The organism is Sphingopyxis alaskensis RB2256 (assembly GCF_000013985.1).
GTDB classification, from domain to species: Bacteria; Pseudomonadota; Alphaproteobacteria; order Sphingomonadales; family Sphingomonadaceae; genus Sphingopyxis; species Sphingopyxis alaskensis.
Map to the genome: position 1 here is coordinate 1,082,641 of NC_008048.1, position 14,373 is coordinate 1,097,013.

14 protein-coding genes and 1 tRNA gene are annotated in these 14,373 nt (G+C 66.0%); 8 read left to right on the forward strand and 7 right to left on the reverse strand.

Features of this window, described 5'->3' with window-relative positions:
• Nucleotides 1-100: 100 nt before the first annotated feature.
• On the reverse strand, nt 101-1,525 hold the full coding sequence (locus tag SALA_RS05300; protein WP_011541353.1) for an FAD-binding oxidoreductase: 1,425 nt from the start codon (nt 1,523-1,525) through the stop codon (nt 101-103).
• A gap of 182 nt (nt 1,526-1,707) precedes the next feature.
• Here SALA_RS05300 and SALA_RS05305 point away from each other — a divergent pair, with 182 nt between their 5' ends.
• The 4 genes from SALA_RS05305 (at nt 1,708) to SALA_RS05320 (ending at nt 5,731) form a co-directional block, all read left to right on the forward strand.
• Nucleotides 1,708-2,232: a hypothetical protein gene (locus SALA_RS05305; RefSeq protein WP_237700924.1), complete on the forward strand. Its 525-nt coding sequence runs from the start codon at nt 1,708-1,710 to the stop codon at nt 2,230-2,232.
• A gap of 114 nt (nt 2,233-2,346) precedes the next feature.
• Nucleotides 2,347-3,723 (forward strand): DEAD/DEAH box helicase, encoded by a 1,377-nt coding sequence (locus tag SALA_RS05310; protein ID WP_011541355.1) that lies wholly within the window; start codon nt 2,347-2,349, stop codon nt 3,721-3,723.
• 217 nt (nt 3,724-3,940) lie between these two features.
• Nucleotides 3,941-4,701, forward strand: a protein-coding gene (locus SALA_RS05315; RefSeq protein ID WP_153802608.1) for an IS5 family transposase whose coding sequence is annotated in 2 segments (ribosomal slippage) — nt 3,941-4,265 and nt 4,265-4,701 — 762 coding nt in all. Because the reading frame shifts where the segments join, the coding sequence is not laid out codon by codon here.
• Between the two features lie 79 nt (nt 4,702-4,780).
• The gene (locus SALA_RS05320) at nt 4,781-5,731 is read left to right on the forward strand and encodes an IS481-like element ISSpal1 family transposase (RefSeq protein WP_011541357.1); all 951 of its coding nucleotides are present in this window, start codon (nt 4,781-4,783) and stop codon (nt 5,729-5,731) included.
• On the opposite strand, the gene SALA_RS05325 is transcribed toward SALA_RS05320, so the two are convergent.
• Complete coding sequence (locus tag SALA_RS05325) at nt 5,728-6,741, reverse strand: NADP-dependent oxidoreductase (protein WP_011541358.1); 1,014 nt, start codon at nt 6,739-6,741, stop codon at nt 5,728-5,730. The two genes, SALA_RS05320 and SALA_RS05325, sit on opposite strands and share 4 nt — an antisense overlap.
• Before the next feature lie 101 nt (nt 6,742-6,842).
• On the opposite strand from SALA_RS05325, the gene SALA_RS05330 reads away from it, so the two are divergent.
• Nucleotides 6,843-6,918 (forward strand) — tRNA-Ala (locus tag SALA_RS05330).
• 215 nt (nt 6,919-7,133) lie between these two features.
• Nucleotides 7,134-7,649, forward strand: coding sequence for a septal ring lytic transglycosylase RlpA family protein (locus SALA_RS05335; protein ID WP_041383111.1), 516 nt, complete (start codon nt 7,134-7,136; stop codon nt 7,647-7,649).
• Here the strand turns inward: SALA_RS05335 and rsmD are convergent.
• Nucleotides 7,646-8,188 carry a 16S rRNA (guanine(966)-N(2))-methyltransferase RsmD gene (rsmD, locus tag SALA_RS05340; RefSeq protein WP_011541360.1) on the reverse strand — a complete coding sequence of 181 codons (543 nt, stop codon included), beginning with the start codon at nt 8,186-8,188 and terminating at the stop codon, nt 7,646-7,648. The two genes, SALA_RS05335 and rsmD, sit on opposite strands and share 4 nt — an antisense overlap.
• Nucleotides 8,185-9,042: a pseudouridine synthase gene (locus tag SALA_RS05345; RefSeq protein ID WP_011541361.1), complete on the reverse strand. Its 858-nt coding sequence runs from the start codon at nt 9,040-9,042 to the stop codon at nt 8,185-8,187. Before SALA_RS05345 ends, rsmD begins: the two co-directional genes overlap by 4 nt.
• A gap of 155 nt (nt 9,043-9,197) precedes the next feature.
• Here SALA_RS05345 and SALA_RS05350 point away from each other — a divergent pair, with 155 nt between their 5' ends.
• On the forward strand, nt 9,198-9,635 hold the full coding sequence (locus tag SALA_RS05350; protein WP_011541362.1) for a response regulator: 438 nt from the start codon (nt 9,198-9,200) through the stop codon (nt 9,633-9,635).
• Nucleotides 9,636-9,760: 125 nt separating this feature from the next.
• Nucleotides 9,761-11,152 carry an MFS transporter gene (locus SALA_RS05355; protein ID WP_041383112.1) on the forward strand — a complete coding sequence of 464 codons (1,392 nt, stop codon included), beginning with the start codon at nt 9,761-9,763 and terminating at the stop codon, nt 11,150-11,152.
• Between the two features lie 4 nt (nt 11,153-11,156).
• Here SALA_RS05355 and SALA_RS05360 read toward each other — a convergent pair whose 3' ends face one another.
• The 3 genes from SALA_RS05360 to trpA all read right to left on the reverse strand — a co-directional run bounded on the left by SALA_RS05360 (nt 11,157) and on the right by trpA (nt 14,257).
• Nucleotides 11,157-12,488 carry a bifunctional folylpolyglutamate synthase/dihydrofolate synthase gene (locus tag SALA_RS05360; RefSeq protein WP_011541364.1) on the reverse strand — a complete coding sequence of 444 codons (1,332 nt, stop codon included), beginning with the start codon at nt 12,486-12,488 and terminating at the stop codon, nt 11,157-11,159.
• Nucleotides 12,489-12,614: 126 nt separating this feature from the next.
• Nucleotides 12,615-13,466 (reverse strand): acetyl-CoA carboxylase, carboxyltransferase subunit beta, encoded by an 852-nt coding sequence (gene accD / locus SALA_RS05365; protein WP_011541365.1) that lies wholly within the window; start codon nt 13,464-13,466, stop codon nt 12,615-12,617.
• Entirely contained in the window at nt 13,463-14,257 is a 795-nt protein-coding gene (trpA, locus tag SALA_RS05370; RefSeq protein ID WP_011541366.1) for a tryptophan synthase subunit alpha, read from the reverse strand. The genes accD and trpA overlap by 4 nt, the downstream gene beginning before the upstream one ends.
• Nucleotides 14,258-14,373: the final 116 nt, after the last annotated feature.

The window sequence follows — 14,373 nt, forward strand, 5'->3', positions numbered from 1 at the left end:
TCCGGTAAAAGTCCCGCGGACGGGGACGCAAAAAGATAAGGCGCCTTATTGACCCGGCGCGCGCGGCGCAAGGGGGCGATGACGCGACGCGAGGGAAGCGTCAGCCGATCAGCTTGCCGGGATTGAAGATGCCCGCGGGGTCGAGCCCGTGCTTCACGCCGCGCAGCGCCGCCAGTCGCGCGGGGCTGTCGAGCTCGGCGAGGATGTCGCGCTTCATCTGGCCGATGCCATGTTCGGCCGAGATCGACCCGCCCAGCTCGACGACATGGGTGTAGACGAGGCGGCTGACATCGGCGCCGTGCGCGGCGATCCATGCCGCGCCGTCGATGCCGTGCGGCGGCTGGACATGATGATGGACATTGCCGTCGCCGAGATGGCCGAAAGAGAGGGCGCGAGCGCCGGGGAAGGCGGCCCCCAGCCGCACGGGATTGTCGGCGATGAAGGCGGGCATCAGGTCGACGGGAACGCTGATGTCATGCTGAAGCGCCGGGCCATCGGCGCGCTCGGCTTCCGAAATCGAATCGCGCAGGCGCCAGAAATCGTCGCTCTCGCGGTCATTCTTGGCGAGTGCGACATCGCGGACCAGCCCGGCATCGAGCGCGGCGGCAAGCTGTCCTTCGAGCGCATCGCCAAGCGCCGTGTCGTCGTCGCCCGCAAGCTCAGCGAGCACATACCATGGGTGTGCGTCGGCGAGCGGCGCGCGCGTGCCGGGAATGTGGCGCAGCACCGCGTCGAGACAGGCGTGCGGGATGAGCTCGAACCCCTCGAGCGTGCGTCCGATCGCGGCGTCGAGGCGGCGGAGCAGCGCGAGCGCCGTTTCTGGCGATTCGACGCCGATCCACGCCGTGCGCCGCGCGGTGGCCGCGCGGACGAGGTGCAGCGCCGCGGCGGTGACGACGCCGAGCGTGCCTTCGGCGCCGCAGAACAGGTGCCGGAGATCATAACCGCGATTGTCCTTCTTCAGCGGAGCGAGGCCGTCGAATATGCTGCCATCGGGCAGCACCGCCTCGATCCCCGCGACGAGCGCGCGCATCGTGCCGTGGCGCAGCACCTGTGTTCCTCCCGCGTTGGTCGAAACGAGTCCGCCGATCGTCGCCGATCCCTTGCCGCCGAGCGTCAGCGGAAAGCGCAGCCCATGTGTCAGCACGGCGTCGTGGAAGGACTGGAGGATCACGCCCGCCTCGGCGATGGCGATCCCCGCGGCGACGTCGATATGACGGACGCGGTTCATGCGGCGGAGGCTGAGCAGCAGTTGATCGCCGCTGGCATCGGGAGTCGCGCCGCCGACCATGCCGCTGTTGCCGCCCTGCGGCACCAGCGCGGCGTCCGCCTCGGCGCACAGGCGCACCACGGCGGCGACCTCTTCGGTGCTGGCGGGCGACAGCATCGCCGCGGCGCGGCCATGATATTTGCCGCGCCAGTCGGTGAGCCATGGCGCCATCGCGTCGGCGTCGGTGCTGAATCCCTTGACGCCGAGGAGATCGGAAAGCGCCCGGAGCAGCGAGGGGGAAGGGCGGCGTGGCATGGCGTTCGGTTCCGTTTTGCCCGTGTTCGTGGCCGATCCGGCCGGGCGTTGCAGTTCATTGGATGTTCAATCATGGACGCTAAAGCTGCGATCGACAAATAATGTCTTTACATCCGGCGGGGATGGATGCGGGAGCGGCGAGTGAGCAGCATTATGGGTGACGATGTGCGAACGGCGGTGGCGTGGCGGTGCTGACGGCGGCATTCCTCTGGATCATGGTCGCCCCCGCGGCCGATGTGGCATCGCCTGCTCCCGTTCCCGAGGCGTTGACGCCCGCCGTCGTCCCCCTGGCGCCCGACTCCCCGCTCTCCTTCTGGCAGGTGGTGATCGAACAGCAGATGATCATCCGCGTGCCTGCGCAGCGGTCGCAGCTCAACAATTTCGCCGCCCCGCCGCCGCCCCGCGTCGCCGACGTCCCCATTGTATGGAAAGAAAAAAAAGCTCCGAAATGCGTTGCCATGCGCAACATCGTCGGATTGGATGCGGTGCAGCGCGACAGCATCGACCTGATCACGCGGCAGAAACAGCGGTTGCGGGCACAGCTCAATCGCGGGTGCCGCGCGCTCGATTTTTATGCGGGCTTTTACATGCAGGGGAGCAAGGACGGAAAGCTTTGTGAAGATCGAGACGAAATCCACGCGCGCACGGGCGCGAAGTGCGAGGTTGACAAGTTTCGGCTGCTGGTTCCGGTGCGCGACGGCGATTGAGCGTCTTTTTCACCGGCATTTCTTGACTTTTCCTGCTTCTTTGCCCAATGGCCGCGGCAGCGCTTGCCTGCGTGGGCGGCTGGGCGCACCCTTATCTTCCGGACATGATGCCACATGAAATTTGCCGACCTCGGCCTTTCCGACGAACTTTTGCGCGCGATCGACGAGTCGGGCTATAGCGAACCGACTGCAATCCAGGCGGGCGCCATCCCCTCTGTCCTGATGATGCGCGACATGATCGGCATTGCACAGACGGGAACGGGGAAAACCGCCTCCTTTGTGCTGCCGATGATCGACATATTGGCGCACGGCCGCGCCCGCGCGTTGATGCCGCGTTCGCTGATCCTCGAGCCGACGCGCGAACTGGCGGCGCAGGTCGCCGAAAACTTCGAAAAATACGGCAAGTATCACAAGCTGTCGATGGCGCTGCTGATCGGCGGCGTGCAGATGGGCGACCAGATCAAGGCGCTCGAAAAAGGTGTCGATGTGCTGATCGCGACGCCGGGGCGGCTGATGGACCTGTTCGAGCGCGGCAAGATCTTGCTCACCGGCTGCAACCTGCTGGTGATCGACGAGGCCGACCGGATGCTCGACATGGGGTTCATTCCCGACATCGAGAATATCTGCACCAAGCTGCCTGCCAATCGCCAGACCCTGCTGTTCTCGGCGACGATGCCGCCGCCGATCAAGAAGCTGGCCGACAAGTTCCTGTCGAACCCCAAGACGATCGAGGTCGCGCGCCCCGCGAGCCGTAACGAGAATATCGAGCAGTTCGTGGTCAAGACGTCCGAACGCGGCAAGCGCGATACGCTGCGCGGGCTGATCGAGGCCGAGGATCTGTCGACCGCGATCGTCTTTTGCAACCGCAAGACCACCGTGCGCGAGCTGGCGAAATCGCTCCAGCGCTCCGGCTACAGGGCCGGCGAGATCCATGGCGACATGGACCAGTCGAGCCGCATCGCCGAACTCGACCGGTTCAAGGCGGGAACGATCAACATATTGGTGGCGTCGGACGTCGCGGCGCGCGGGCTCGACGTCAAGGGCGTCAGCCATGTGTTCAACTTCGACGCGCCCTGGCATCCCGACGATTATGTCCACCGCATCGGCCGCACCGGCCGCGCGGGGGCACAAGGGCGTGCTTTCACATTGGTGACGCCGTCGGATGACGAGGCGATCGACAATATCCAGAAGCTGACCGGTTACAATATCCCCGTCCACGGGACCGCCACGGCCGACGCCGCCCCGGCGAAGGACGAGCCGCGCGAGGAGCGCGAACCGCGCCGCGAAAGCCGTCCGGCCCGTGGTGGACGCGGTCGTGCCAAGCCTGCCGACCCGGACGCGAAACGCGCGGACGACAAGCGCAACGAAGCTCCCAGGAAAAAGGACGCGGGCCGCAAGCCGCCGCCCGCCGCGCGGCAGGACGACGATGGCTCCGACGACGGCTGGAATGGCCCGATGCCGGGTTTCCTGTCGGTTGGGTTCGGGAGCTGAGCAAAAGCTCTACTGAAGTGCTGGACCTGCCCAGAACACGGCTCTGGGGTTGGGGCGGCGGTCTTCCACCTTCGTCTTTCCCGCGAAAGCGGGAATGACGATGTTTTCAAGCTTGCGGAATGTTTTCTTTCCGCGCTCTCGCCCTAGGCTGTAGTGACAATTTAGGGATTCCCAACTGACGCGAGTTCTGATTCAACACTGGCTTTTGGAGGCTGGTGTGGAAGGCGAGGTTCTCAGGGACGATCAGTGGGAGCGGCTTCGGGAGTTTGTGCCTGGTGGCCGCAAGGGCAAGCGCGGACCGCGCAGCGATGGTCGGCGGTTTCTGGATGCTTTGCTGTGGCTGGCGCATTCGGGTGGGCGGTGGCGTGATCTGCCCGAGCGATTTGGCCCCTACCAGACTGTAAAGCGGCGCTATTATCGTTGGATCGAACAGGGGGTGATCGACCGGATATTCGCAGCCGTGTCCGATGACCCCGACATCGAATGGCTGGCGATCGACGCCACCGTAATCCGTGCCCAAGCCCAGGCCGCCGGGGCCAGGGTAAAAAGGGGGGCGTTCAAGCCCAGGCTCTGGGCCGCTCAAGAGGCGGGTTCGGGACCAAGATCCACGCTGTAGTCGATGCTCTCGGCCTGCCGGTGCGCTTCATGCTCGGCCCCGGCCAGCAGAACGATATGGCCCCGGCCTGCGACCTGATCCGCGGCCTGAAGGCCGAACACGTGCTGGCCGACCGCGCCTACGACGCCGATAGCCTGTGCGATCTCATCACCGAACAAGGCGGCGAACCGGTCATTCCGCCCCGCCGCCACCGCAAGGTCCAGCGCAGTTACGACCGCATCGCATACAAACAGCGCTGGGGCATCGAGGGCTTCTTCGCCAAACTCAAGCAATGGCGACGCATCGCCACCCGCCATGACAAACTCGCCGCAAACTTCCTTGGCTTCATCAAACTCGCAAGCATAATGTTGTGGCTCAAATGATTAAATTGTCACTACAGCCTAGATGTTTGGTCCCAGCATGTGATGGTGTAGACTTGTCGCCGTTGCAGCGGAGGGAGCTATGGGACAGATTTTACACGGGAGCGCCAAGACCACGCACGCCATTCGAGGCGAGCTACAGCGATCGCAAGCTTCGGTCGCGAGCCTCGCGAGGAAGTACGGGATCAACGAGAAGACCGTCTTGAAGTGGCGCCATCGGCAGTCTGTGGACGACATGCCGATGGGGCCGAAGGAGCGCCGCAGCACCGTCCTCTCGCCTATGGAAGAAGCTGCCATCGTGGCGTTGCGGGTTCAGGCGCGGTTGCCGCTCGACGACGTCTACATCGCGCTAAAGGACGTGATCCCGCAGTTGACGCGCTCGTCGCTGCATCGCTGCCTGCAACGGCATGGCATCAGCCGCCTGCCCAAAGCGGACCGCGAGAAGCCGAAGAAGTTCAAGGATTATGAGATCGGCTACTTCCACATCGACATCGCCGAGCTACGCTATGAGGGCGGCAAGGCCTTCCTCTATGTGGCGGTGGACCGCACCTCGAAGCTGGTCTTCGCCCGCATCTATCGCAAGGCCACAAAGCTTGCCGCCGCAGCTTTCCTCAAGGTGCTGGTCAAGACCGTGCCTTACAGGATCCACACCGTGCTGACCGACAATGGCGTCCAGTTCGTCCAGCCCCAGCGCGGCCAGAGCCGGCAATGGCTGATCCACATCTTCGAGCGGGTCTGCCTCGAAAACGGCATCGAGCATCGGCTGACCAAGCCCTACCACCCATGGACCAATGGTCAAGCCGAGCGGATGGTCCGAACCATCAAGGAAGCGACCGTCAAATCCTTCCATTATGCCTCGATCCAGGAACTGCGACGACACGTCAGCGACTGGCTGATCGCCTACAACTTCGCCAAGCAGCTCAAGGCTCTCAAGTTCAGGACACCATATGAAGCCATCGAGGAACTCTGGAAATCAAAGCCCGATGTCTTTATCGTCAAACCCAACCATCACATGCTGGGACCAAACACCTAGACCCGCACCAGCATCTTGCCGATATTCTCACCCGAAAAGAGGCCGAGGAAGGCCTCTGGCGCTGCTTCGATCCCCTCATGTACCGTCTCGCGGATCGTCACCGCGCCGCTTGCGATCAGGCCGCTCATGTCGGCGTAGAATTCTTCCATGCAATCGATGAACTGGTCGGTGTAGATGAAACCCTCCATGCGGATGCGCGCGGGAATGGTGCGGATGAGATATTTCATTTCCTGCGGCTTTGCGTCGTTATAGACGTCGATCATTCCGCAGATGGCGAAACGCGCAAAATCATTCGCGGTCGCAAAAGCGGCGTCGAGATGTTCGCCGCCGACATTGTCGAAATAGACGTCGATGCCGGGTTTGCCGAGGCGTTCGAGCGCGGCGGCGAGCTGGGGCAGGACCGGCGCCGCCTTGTAATCGATCGCGGCATCGGCGCCGAGTTCGGTCACCCAGGCGCATTTTTCGGCGCCACCGGCCGAGCCGATCACGGTCATCTCGCGCGCCTTGGCGATCTGGACCACCGCCGATCCGACCGCGCCCGCGGAGGCCGAAACGAAAACGGTATCGCCGGGTTTCGCCGCAGCGACGCGCAGCAGTCCGATCCACGCGGTGCCGCCGGTGAGGCCCATATTGTGCAGGAAGGTCTGCGGTGGCAGCCCCGCGTCGAGCAGGGCGGTCGGCAGCTTGTTCGGCATCATGTCGAGGCCGATCACGCCGCCCTCGCGCCAGCCGCCCATGTGGAGGACGAGGTCGCCGGGGGCGAAGCCCTCCATCCGGCTTTCGAGAACTTTGCCGATCGCGCCGCCCGTCATCGGCTGGTCGAGCTGGAAACTCGCGGCATAGCTTTTGGCGTCGTTCATCCGCCCGCGCATATAGGGATCAACCGAGAGCCAGAGGTTGCGCACGCGGAGCTGATCTTTGTCGAGCGGCGTGTCGGGCAGGTCGCGGAGCGCGAAATTGTCGATCGTCGGCAGCCCCTGCGGACGACTGGTCAGATGCCAGGCTTTCATCGGAATCCCCCCCCATTCCTCGAAAAAACTTCGTGGCGACGACAAAGGTCAGAAAAGCCGTTGCCACTGCCGGGCAGTGCCGTTAAGACGCCGCCCGTCGCGGGGCCGTAGCTCAGATGGGAGAGCGCTGCAATCGCACTGCAGAGGTCAGGGGTTCGATTCCCCTCGGCTCCACCAGCGACCCTTTCGCGTCATTTCGAAACATCCGGTCGCTTTGTCCCGACGCAGGTTGATCGCTGCGGAGCGGCGAGGCAATTTTGAACGCGCGCATACCCGCGCTCAATTGCGTGGCAATCAGCCAGTCGACAGGAAGGTGCGGTTTGTTAAAGAAGGGGTGCCGAGGGACGTGGATGCGGCGACATTCGGGAATCCGGACGTCGGGAACGGCGGTGATGCTTCTGGCGCTTGCCGCCTGCGCCGGCGGCGGTTACCGCCCGGTGGCCGACACGCCCGTACGGATCGGGCCGGCCTATACGATCCGTGGCGCCACCTATGTTCCTGCCGCCGCGCCCGACTATGACGCGGTGGGTTATGCGAGCTGGTACGGAAGCGAGTCGGGCGACCGGACGGCGAACGGTGAGCGGTTCCGTCCCGACTGGATCACTGCCGCGCACACAACCCTGCCGCTGCCAACCTATGTCGAGGTGACCGCGCTCGATACCGGGCGGCGGATCATCGTGCGCGTCAACGACCGCGGCCCCTTCGCGGGGCGCGGGCGGATCATCGACCTGTCGCGCGGCGCCGCCGAGGCGCTGGGGTTGCGGGCGCAGGGTCATGCGCCGGTGCGCGTGCGCCGCGTCGAGCCGTCGGAAAAGGACCGCAAGCGGCTGCGCGAGGGCAAGGCCGCTGCGGCGCTGGCGCCCGTGCCTGCGGACGAATTGCAGCGGCTGCGCGCGCGGCTCCGTTAGAGTGGGCGCAGGAGCGTGAGTTTCGCCTTGCCGACTCTGCGTTCGGCGTCGATCTCGAAACCCGCGATCTCGACCGACTCGCGCTCGCCCGTCTCGATCGAAATCCAGCTGTCGGGCGCGATCCAGCCGAGGCGGGCGAGTTTGTCGAGCGCGACGCTGCCCGCGCCAGTGGCATAGGGCGCGTCGATGAGCAGCAGGTCAAATGTTCGCAGCGCGCGGCCGAGCGCGAGCACCGATCCGGCCCGGACATCGGCGCGTGGGCCTGCGCCGAGGGCGGCGAGGTTTTTGCGGAGGGCATCGAGTGCTTCGCGGTCCTGTTCGGCAAACAGGCATTGCTCGGCGCCGCGCGACAGCGCCTCGATCCCCAACGCGCCCGACCCCGCGAAAAGGTCGGCGACATAAAGCCCCTCGAAGCTGCCGAGGCGGCTGGTCAGCATCGAGAAGAGCGTTTCGCGTGTGCGGTCGGCGGTCGGGCGGGTGGCGTCGTTTCTGGGCGCGAGCAGCTTGCGACCGCGCCATTCGCCGGCGATGACCCTCATTTGGCCAGTTGCCGCCGGAACTTGAACAATTCGTCGCGCGGCACGACCTCGACCGCGCCCATGTCGAGTCCGGCGAGGGTAAACTCGCCATAGCGGGTGCGGATCAGGCGGCTGACCTGCAACCCCAGATGTTCGAGCACGCGGCGCACTTCGCGGTTCTTGCCTTCGGTCAGCGTCATTTCGATCCACTGGTTGCGCCCGGTGCGGCGTTCGAGATTGGCGTCGATTTTCCCATAGCGAATCCCGTCGATCTCGATCCCCATCACCAGCTCCTCGAGCTGCGCCTGGCTGATGTCGCCAAAGGCACGGGCGCGGTAGGTGCGCTCGACCCCGCTCGCGGGCAGTTCGAGTTGACGCTTGAACGCGCCGTCGTTGGTGAGCAGCAGCAACCCCTCGGTATTATAGTCGAGCCGGCCGACCGGCATCAGCCGCGGCAATCCCTTGGGCAGCACGTCATAGATCGTCTTGCGGCCCTTGGGGTCGCGCGCCGCCGTGAGGCAGCCCGCCGGCTTGTGGAAGCGATAGAGGCGCGTCGAAACCGGTTTGGCGACCGGATTGCCGTCGACCGTCAGCCCTTCAAGCGACGCGAGGAGCGGCGCGGGCTGGGTGACGACTTCGCCGTTGAGCGCGATCCGGCCTTCCTCGATCATCCGCTCGACATCGCGGCGCGAGCCGACCCCGGCGCGCGCGAGCAGCTTGGCGATGCGCTGCGGCCCGTCCTCGCGTTCAGTGTCGGCGGGAAGCTTGCGCGGCGGCGCGTCGGCACGCGCGGCGCGGCGGCCGCGCGGGGCCGCTGCGGCAGAGCGGTCGGCGCCGGGGCGCGGGGCGGAGCGGGGCGGACGGCGGGTCGTCATCGGAACGGATGCGGCTTTCTTGTCGTTATGCGGGAAAATACTGTGGCGTCGTGGCCACGCTCATAGCCGGAAAAGTGTCGCTTCGTCGATGGCAAGCAGAAGCGATATTGCACGACGCGGCGGAGCGAGCCATGGCGCATCGAAAGGGAGATTGCATGCTCTTTGGTCCGCGTCCTTCCTGCATCAAGCGGCTGCTGGTCATCGAGGATGACCCGCTGACGGCGTTCGACAATGAGCATACGCTGAAGCACGCGGGCTATGACGTCGTCGCGACGGTCGATTCGGGCGAGGCGGCGGTGCGTTTTATCGCGGCGGAACAGATCGATGCGCTGGTGCTCGACCTCGGCCTCGCTGGCGATATGACCGGGCGCGACGTCGCGCGGCTGGCGCGCGACCGCGGCATCGCCGTGCTGCTGGTCACCGGTCGATGCCCCGAGGACGCAAGCGACATCGCCATGGCCTGCCTCGACAAGCCGCACAGCCCGTCGGCGCTGGTCGCCGCGCTGAAGGCGCTCGAAACGATGATCTGCAAGAATCGGGCGCCGCGCAAGGTCGCGGGCCTGACGACCTGGTGGCGCCCCGCCGCGGCCTGAGCACGGCAGACCGGTGGGCGGGTCAATTACCCGCTTCCAATTTGGCAGGGAGGCTTTAGGCCCGTGACCTGGGTGCTGCGCCGGTCCTCGGCCGCGCCGGGGAGACGAACGATTTGCCGCAGGATGTGACAACGGCGCCGCCGCAAGACTGGTGGCACAGCTTCCGCCCCTATCTGGAGCGTGCGCCGCTCGCGGCGTTGCTGCTCGGCATATCATCCGGTTTTCCCTACGCCATGATCGGCGCGACGCTCACGACGCGGCTGTCGCAGGACGGATTCCAGAAATCTTCGATCACCGCCTTTTCACTCGCTTTCCTCGTCTATAATTTCAAACCGCTCTGGGCGTGGCTTGTCGACGCGGTGCGCCTGCCGGGCGCGCGGTTCGTCGGCCAGCGCGTCAGCTGGATGATCCTTGCCGCCGCGCTTGTGATATTGGCGGTCGCAAACCTCGCGATGGTCGACCCCGCGCGTGTCGGCCAGTCGCCCGTCGGGCAGATGATGATCTGGCTCGGCCTCGGCCGCGAGGGCGAATTTGCTGCCCTTTTCGAAATGGCGATGGGGGCGGTGCTCGTCGGACTCGCCGGCGCGACGTTCGACATCGTGATCGACGCCTATCGGATCGAGATATTGAAGCCCGAACAGCTTGGCGTCGGGTCGGGCATGTCGCAATATGGTTGGCGCATCGGATCGGCGGGGGCGGGCGCCATCGCGCTGTTCGTGGCGGCACGCCAAGGCTGGGAAGCGGCGTATCTGGTTTGCGCGCTGCTCGCGCTACCGGCGGTGCTTGCGGCTCTGTGGGTCGGCGAGCCCGAGCGCCACCGCGAGGCGGTGCAGCGCGAGGGACGACCGGGCATCATCGCGGGTATCGTCGGCCCCTTCGCCGAATTTTTCAGCCGCCACGGCGCGTGGCTGGTGCTGCTGTTTATCCTGCTCCACAAAATCGGCGACACGCTCGCCAATCTGACGCTAAGGCTGCTGCTCGACGATCTGGGGTTCAGCAATGACGAGATTGCCATTTATGACGTCGGGATCGGCTTCTGGGCCTATCTGATCGGCATTTTTATCGGCGGCGCTCTCTATGCGCGGCTCGGCATGAAGAAATCGGTGCTGCTCAGCCTCATCCTGATGGCGATCAGCAATTTCAGCTTCGCGCTGCTCGCCGCCGCCGGGCACAGCAATTGGGGTCTCGCAGGCGCTATCGCGTTCGAAAATATCGCCAGCGGGATCGGGGGCGTTGTCGTCGTCGCCTATTTCTCGGCGCTATGCGACCTTCGCTTTACCGCCGCCCATTATGCACTCATCAGTTCGGCGGCCAGTATCGTCGGTCGCTTTCTGACCGGCACGACAGCGGGCGCGATGATGGATGCGTTCGGCAATGTGACTTTCTATCTGCTCACCGTGGCGGCGGCTTTGCCGGGCATCATCCTTTTCTGGCTGATGATGCGCAGCGGGCTGGTCGACCTGTCGGTGGGCACGGCGGGCAGGGCAGGAAGCGCTGCGAAAGAGCCGGCCGCCTGATGATTCATTCGGGCACCTCGCCATTCGCGGCAAGGACTTCGCCCGCGAGATAGAGCGAGCCGCAGATGAGGACGTCGCCGCGCGCGTCCGCAAGCTGGCGCAGCGCGGTCGGCACATTGTCGCACGGGCGGGCATCGACAATGCCAAGCCCGTCCTGCACCCACCAGCACAGATCCTTGGGGTCATGATGCTCGTGGCCCGGGATCGGAACCGCGCTGAACGAGGCAATGCGGTCCGCGAAGGGACGCAGGAACCCCATCGCATTCTTGTTCGCGAGCAGGCCGCAGACGATGTGGAGCGGCGCCACGCCTTCCAGCGCGCGGGAAAGGGCGATGCCCGCGTCGGGGTTGTGACCGCCGTCGAGCCAGACGGCGGTGCCCTGTGGCAGCAGGTCGGTCAGCGGCCCTGCGCCGAGCCGCTGCATTCGGGCGGGCCAGGTCGCATGCGTCATGGCGGCGGCGAAAGCGGCCTGGTCGATGCGGACGGCGTCCTGATGGCGGAGCATCGCGACTGCGAGCGCGGCATTGTCGGCCTGATGCGCGCCGGCCATTGCGGGCAGGGGCAGGTCGAGGGCGCCGCGCGCGTCGCGATAGGCAAGGCACCCGTCGGCGATGGCGGCATCCCATGCCGCGCCGCGTTCGATGAGCGGGGCGCCGACGGCGGCGGCGCGCGCGGCGATCACCGCGCGCATCGACGCCGGATAGGCCTGTGTCACCAGCGGTGCGCCCGGCTTGGCGATTCCGACCTTTTCAAAGGCGATGCGGTCGTGCGGCGGCGCGGGCACATCGGCCTCGGGCGCGAGCAGGAACGCCTCATGGTCGATGCCGAGCGAGGCGATGCCGCAGACGGTCGGTGCGGCGATGATGTTCGTCGCGTCGAGCCGCCCGCCCAGCCCGACCTCGACGATGCAGGCGTCGGCGGGCGTGCGCGCAAAGGCGAGGAAGGCGGAGGCGGTCGTGACCTCGAAAAAGCTCGCTTGCAGGTCTTCTGCGACGTCGAGCACTTCGGCGAGCAGCGCGGCGAGCAGCGCGTCGTCGATCAGCGCTCCGGCAAGACGGATGCGCTCGTTGAAGCGGACGAGGTGCGGGCTGGAGTAAACATGTGCGGTCAGGCCCTGCGCCTCGATTGCGGCGCGCAGGAAGGCGCAGGTCGAACCCTTGCCGTTGGTTCCCGCGACGTGGAAGACGGGCGGCAGCCGGTGCTGCGGATCGCCGAGGCGGTGGCAAAGCTCGGTGATGCGTTCGAGGCCGAGGATGTCGCGCCCCGGCGACAGCGCGGCGAGGCGGTCGAGCTGGGCCTGGACGGCGGGGTCGGTGCTGTGCGCGTGGTCGGGCATGGATTCTCCCTCTCCCCTTCAGGGGAGAGGGCCGGGGAGAGGGGGCGTCTCCGAAAGACCGGCCTTGATCAACATTCGAGAGAGTCCCCCTCTCCCTAACCCTCTCCCCTGAAGGGGATAGGGAAGTTAAGCCGCCTTCTCCGGCGCCAGATAGCCGATCAGCCTGCCCAGCGTCTCCGGCAAATCCTTGCGATGCACGACCATGTCGATCATCCCGTGGTCGAGCAGATATTCGGCGCGCTGGAAGCCTTCGGGCAGCTTTTCGCGGATCGTATTCTCGATCACGCGCTGGCCCGCGAAGCCGATCAGCGCCTTTGGCTCGGCGATCTGCACATCGCCGAGCATCGCATAGCTGGCGGTGACGCCGCCGGTCGTCGGATCGGTGAGCAGCACGATATAGGGCAGACCCGCGCGGCGCAGGCGGGCGAGCGCGACCGTCGCGCGCGGCATCTGCATCAGCGACAGAGTGCCTTCCTGCATCCGTGCGCCGCCCGCGGCGGTGATCGCGATATAGGGAACGCCGCGCCGGATCGCGTCCTCAACGCCCGCGACGAAGGCTTCGCCCACGGCAACGCCCATCGAACCGCCCATGAAGGCGAAATCCTGGACGCCGATCACGACGCCCTGGCCCGAAATGCGGCCAAAGGCGTTCTGATAGGCGTCGCGGTCGCCGGTCTGCGCGCGCGCCGCCTTGATGCGGTCGACATATTTTTTGGTGTCGCGGAACTTGAGCGGATCCTCAGGCGCCGCGGGGGCGGCGATCATTTCGTGCAGCCCGCCGTCGAACAGCTGCGCAAAGCGTTCCTTCGCGCCGATACGGTCGTGATGGTCGCAGCGCGGGCAGACGTTGAGATTATCCTCCCATTCCTTGACGAACACCATCTGCTGGCACTGGCGGCATTTGTGCCACAGATTGTCGGCGGTATCGCGCTTGGCGGTGAAGGGCAGGGCGTTGCGAACGCGGTCGAGCCAGCTCATGCGGCGATCTCCTTGGCGCTATGAATAGCATCGGCGAGGGTGCGGGTGAAAGCCTCGACATGCGGGGCCGCGGCGTCGCCATGCGCGGCAATGATGTCGATGAAGGCCGATCCGACGACGACGCCGTCGGCGACGCGCGCGATCTGCGCCGCCTGATCGGGCGTGCGGACGCCGAAGCCGACGGCGACGGGCAGGTCGGTCGCGGCCTTGAGCCGCGCGACGGCCTCGTCAATGCTCGCCTGTGCGGCCTGTTGCTGGCCGGTGATGCCGGCGACCGAGACATAATAGAGGAAGCCGCCCGCGCCATCGAGGACGGTGGGCAGGCGCGCGGTGTCGGTCGTGGGCGTGGCAAGGCGGATGAGGTCGATGCCCATGGCGCGGAGCGCGGGGCCGAGTTCGGGGTCTTCCTCGGCGGGAACATCGACGCAGATGACGCCATCGACGCCGACCCTGGCGCATTCGGCCGCGAACCAGTCGCCCCCGCGGATCGTCATCGGATTGGCATAGCCCATCAGGACGAGCGGGGTGTCGGGGTGGCGCTGGCGGAAGGCGGCGGCGATGGCGAAGATGTCCGCGGTGGTCGTGCCCCTGGCGAGGCTGCGCAGGTTGGCGGCCTGGATCGCGGGGCCATCGGCCATCGGATCGGTGAAGGGCATGCCGAGCTCGATCACATCGGCACCCCCCGCGACGAGCGCGTCGAGGTTCGCGGCGGTGTCGCCGTCGCCGCCGGTTATGAAGGCGACGAGCGCGGGATGGGGTTTGGCGAAGGCGGCGGCGAAGCGGGTGCTCATTTCCCCTCTCCCCTTGGGGGAGAGGGTTGCGAAGACTTGCGAGCTTGCTCGCTAGTCGTAGCTGGGTGAGGGGTATGCGATCGCTGCGCAATCGCGCGAGCCAGAGGCTCGCTCAC

Bases quoted from the DNA above. Each gene is read 5' to 3' on its own strand.
- SALA_RS05300 (WP_011541353.1), bottom strand. From the start codon at position 1,525: ATGCCACGCCGCCCTTCCCCCTCGCTGCTCCGGGCGCTTTCCGATCTC.
- SALA_RS05310 (WP_011541355.1), top strand. From the start codon at position 2,347: ATGAAATTTGCCGACCTCGGCCTTTCCGACGAACTTTTGCGCGCGATC.
- SALA_RS05320 (WP_011541357.1), top strand. From the start codon at position 4,781: ATGGGACAGATTTTACACGGGAGCGCCAAGACCACGCACGCCATTCGA.
- SALA_RS05325 (WP_011541358.1), bottom strand. From the start codon at position 6,741: ATGAAAGCCTGGCATCTGACCAGTCGTCCGCAGGGGCTGCCGACGATC.
- SALA_RS05335 (WP_041383111.1), top strand. From the start codon at position 7,134: ATGCTTCTGGCGCTTGCCGCCTGCGCCGGCGGCGGTTACCGCCCGGTG.
- rsmD (WP_011541360.1), bottom strand. From the start codon at position 8,188: ATGAGGGTCATCGCCGGCGAATGGCGCGGTCGCAAGCTGCTCGCGCCC.
- SALA_RS05345 (WP_011541361.1), bottom strand. From the start codon at position 9,042: ATGACGACCCGCCGTCCGCCCCGCTCCGCCCCGCGCCCCGGCGCCGAC.
- SALA_RS05350 (WP_011541362.1), top strand. From the start codon at position 9,198: ATGCTCTTTGGTCCGCGTCCTTCCTGCATCAAGCGGCTGCTGGTCATC.
- SALA_RS05360 (WP_011541364.1), bottom strand. From the start codon at position 12,488: ATGCCCGACCACGCGCACAGCACCGACCCCGCCGTCCAGGCCCAGCTC.
- accD (WP_011541365.1), bottom strand. From the start codon at position 13,466: ATGAGCTGGCTCGACCGCGTTCGCAACGCCCTGCCCTTCACCGCCAAG.
- trpA (WP_011541366.1), bottom strand. From the start codon at position 14,257: ATGAGCACCCGCTTCGCCGCCGCCTTCGCCAAACCCCATCCCGCGCTC.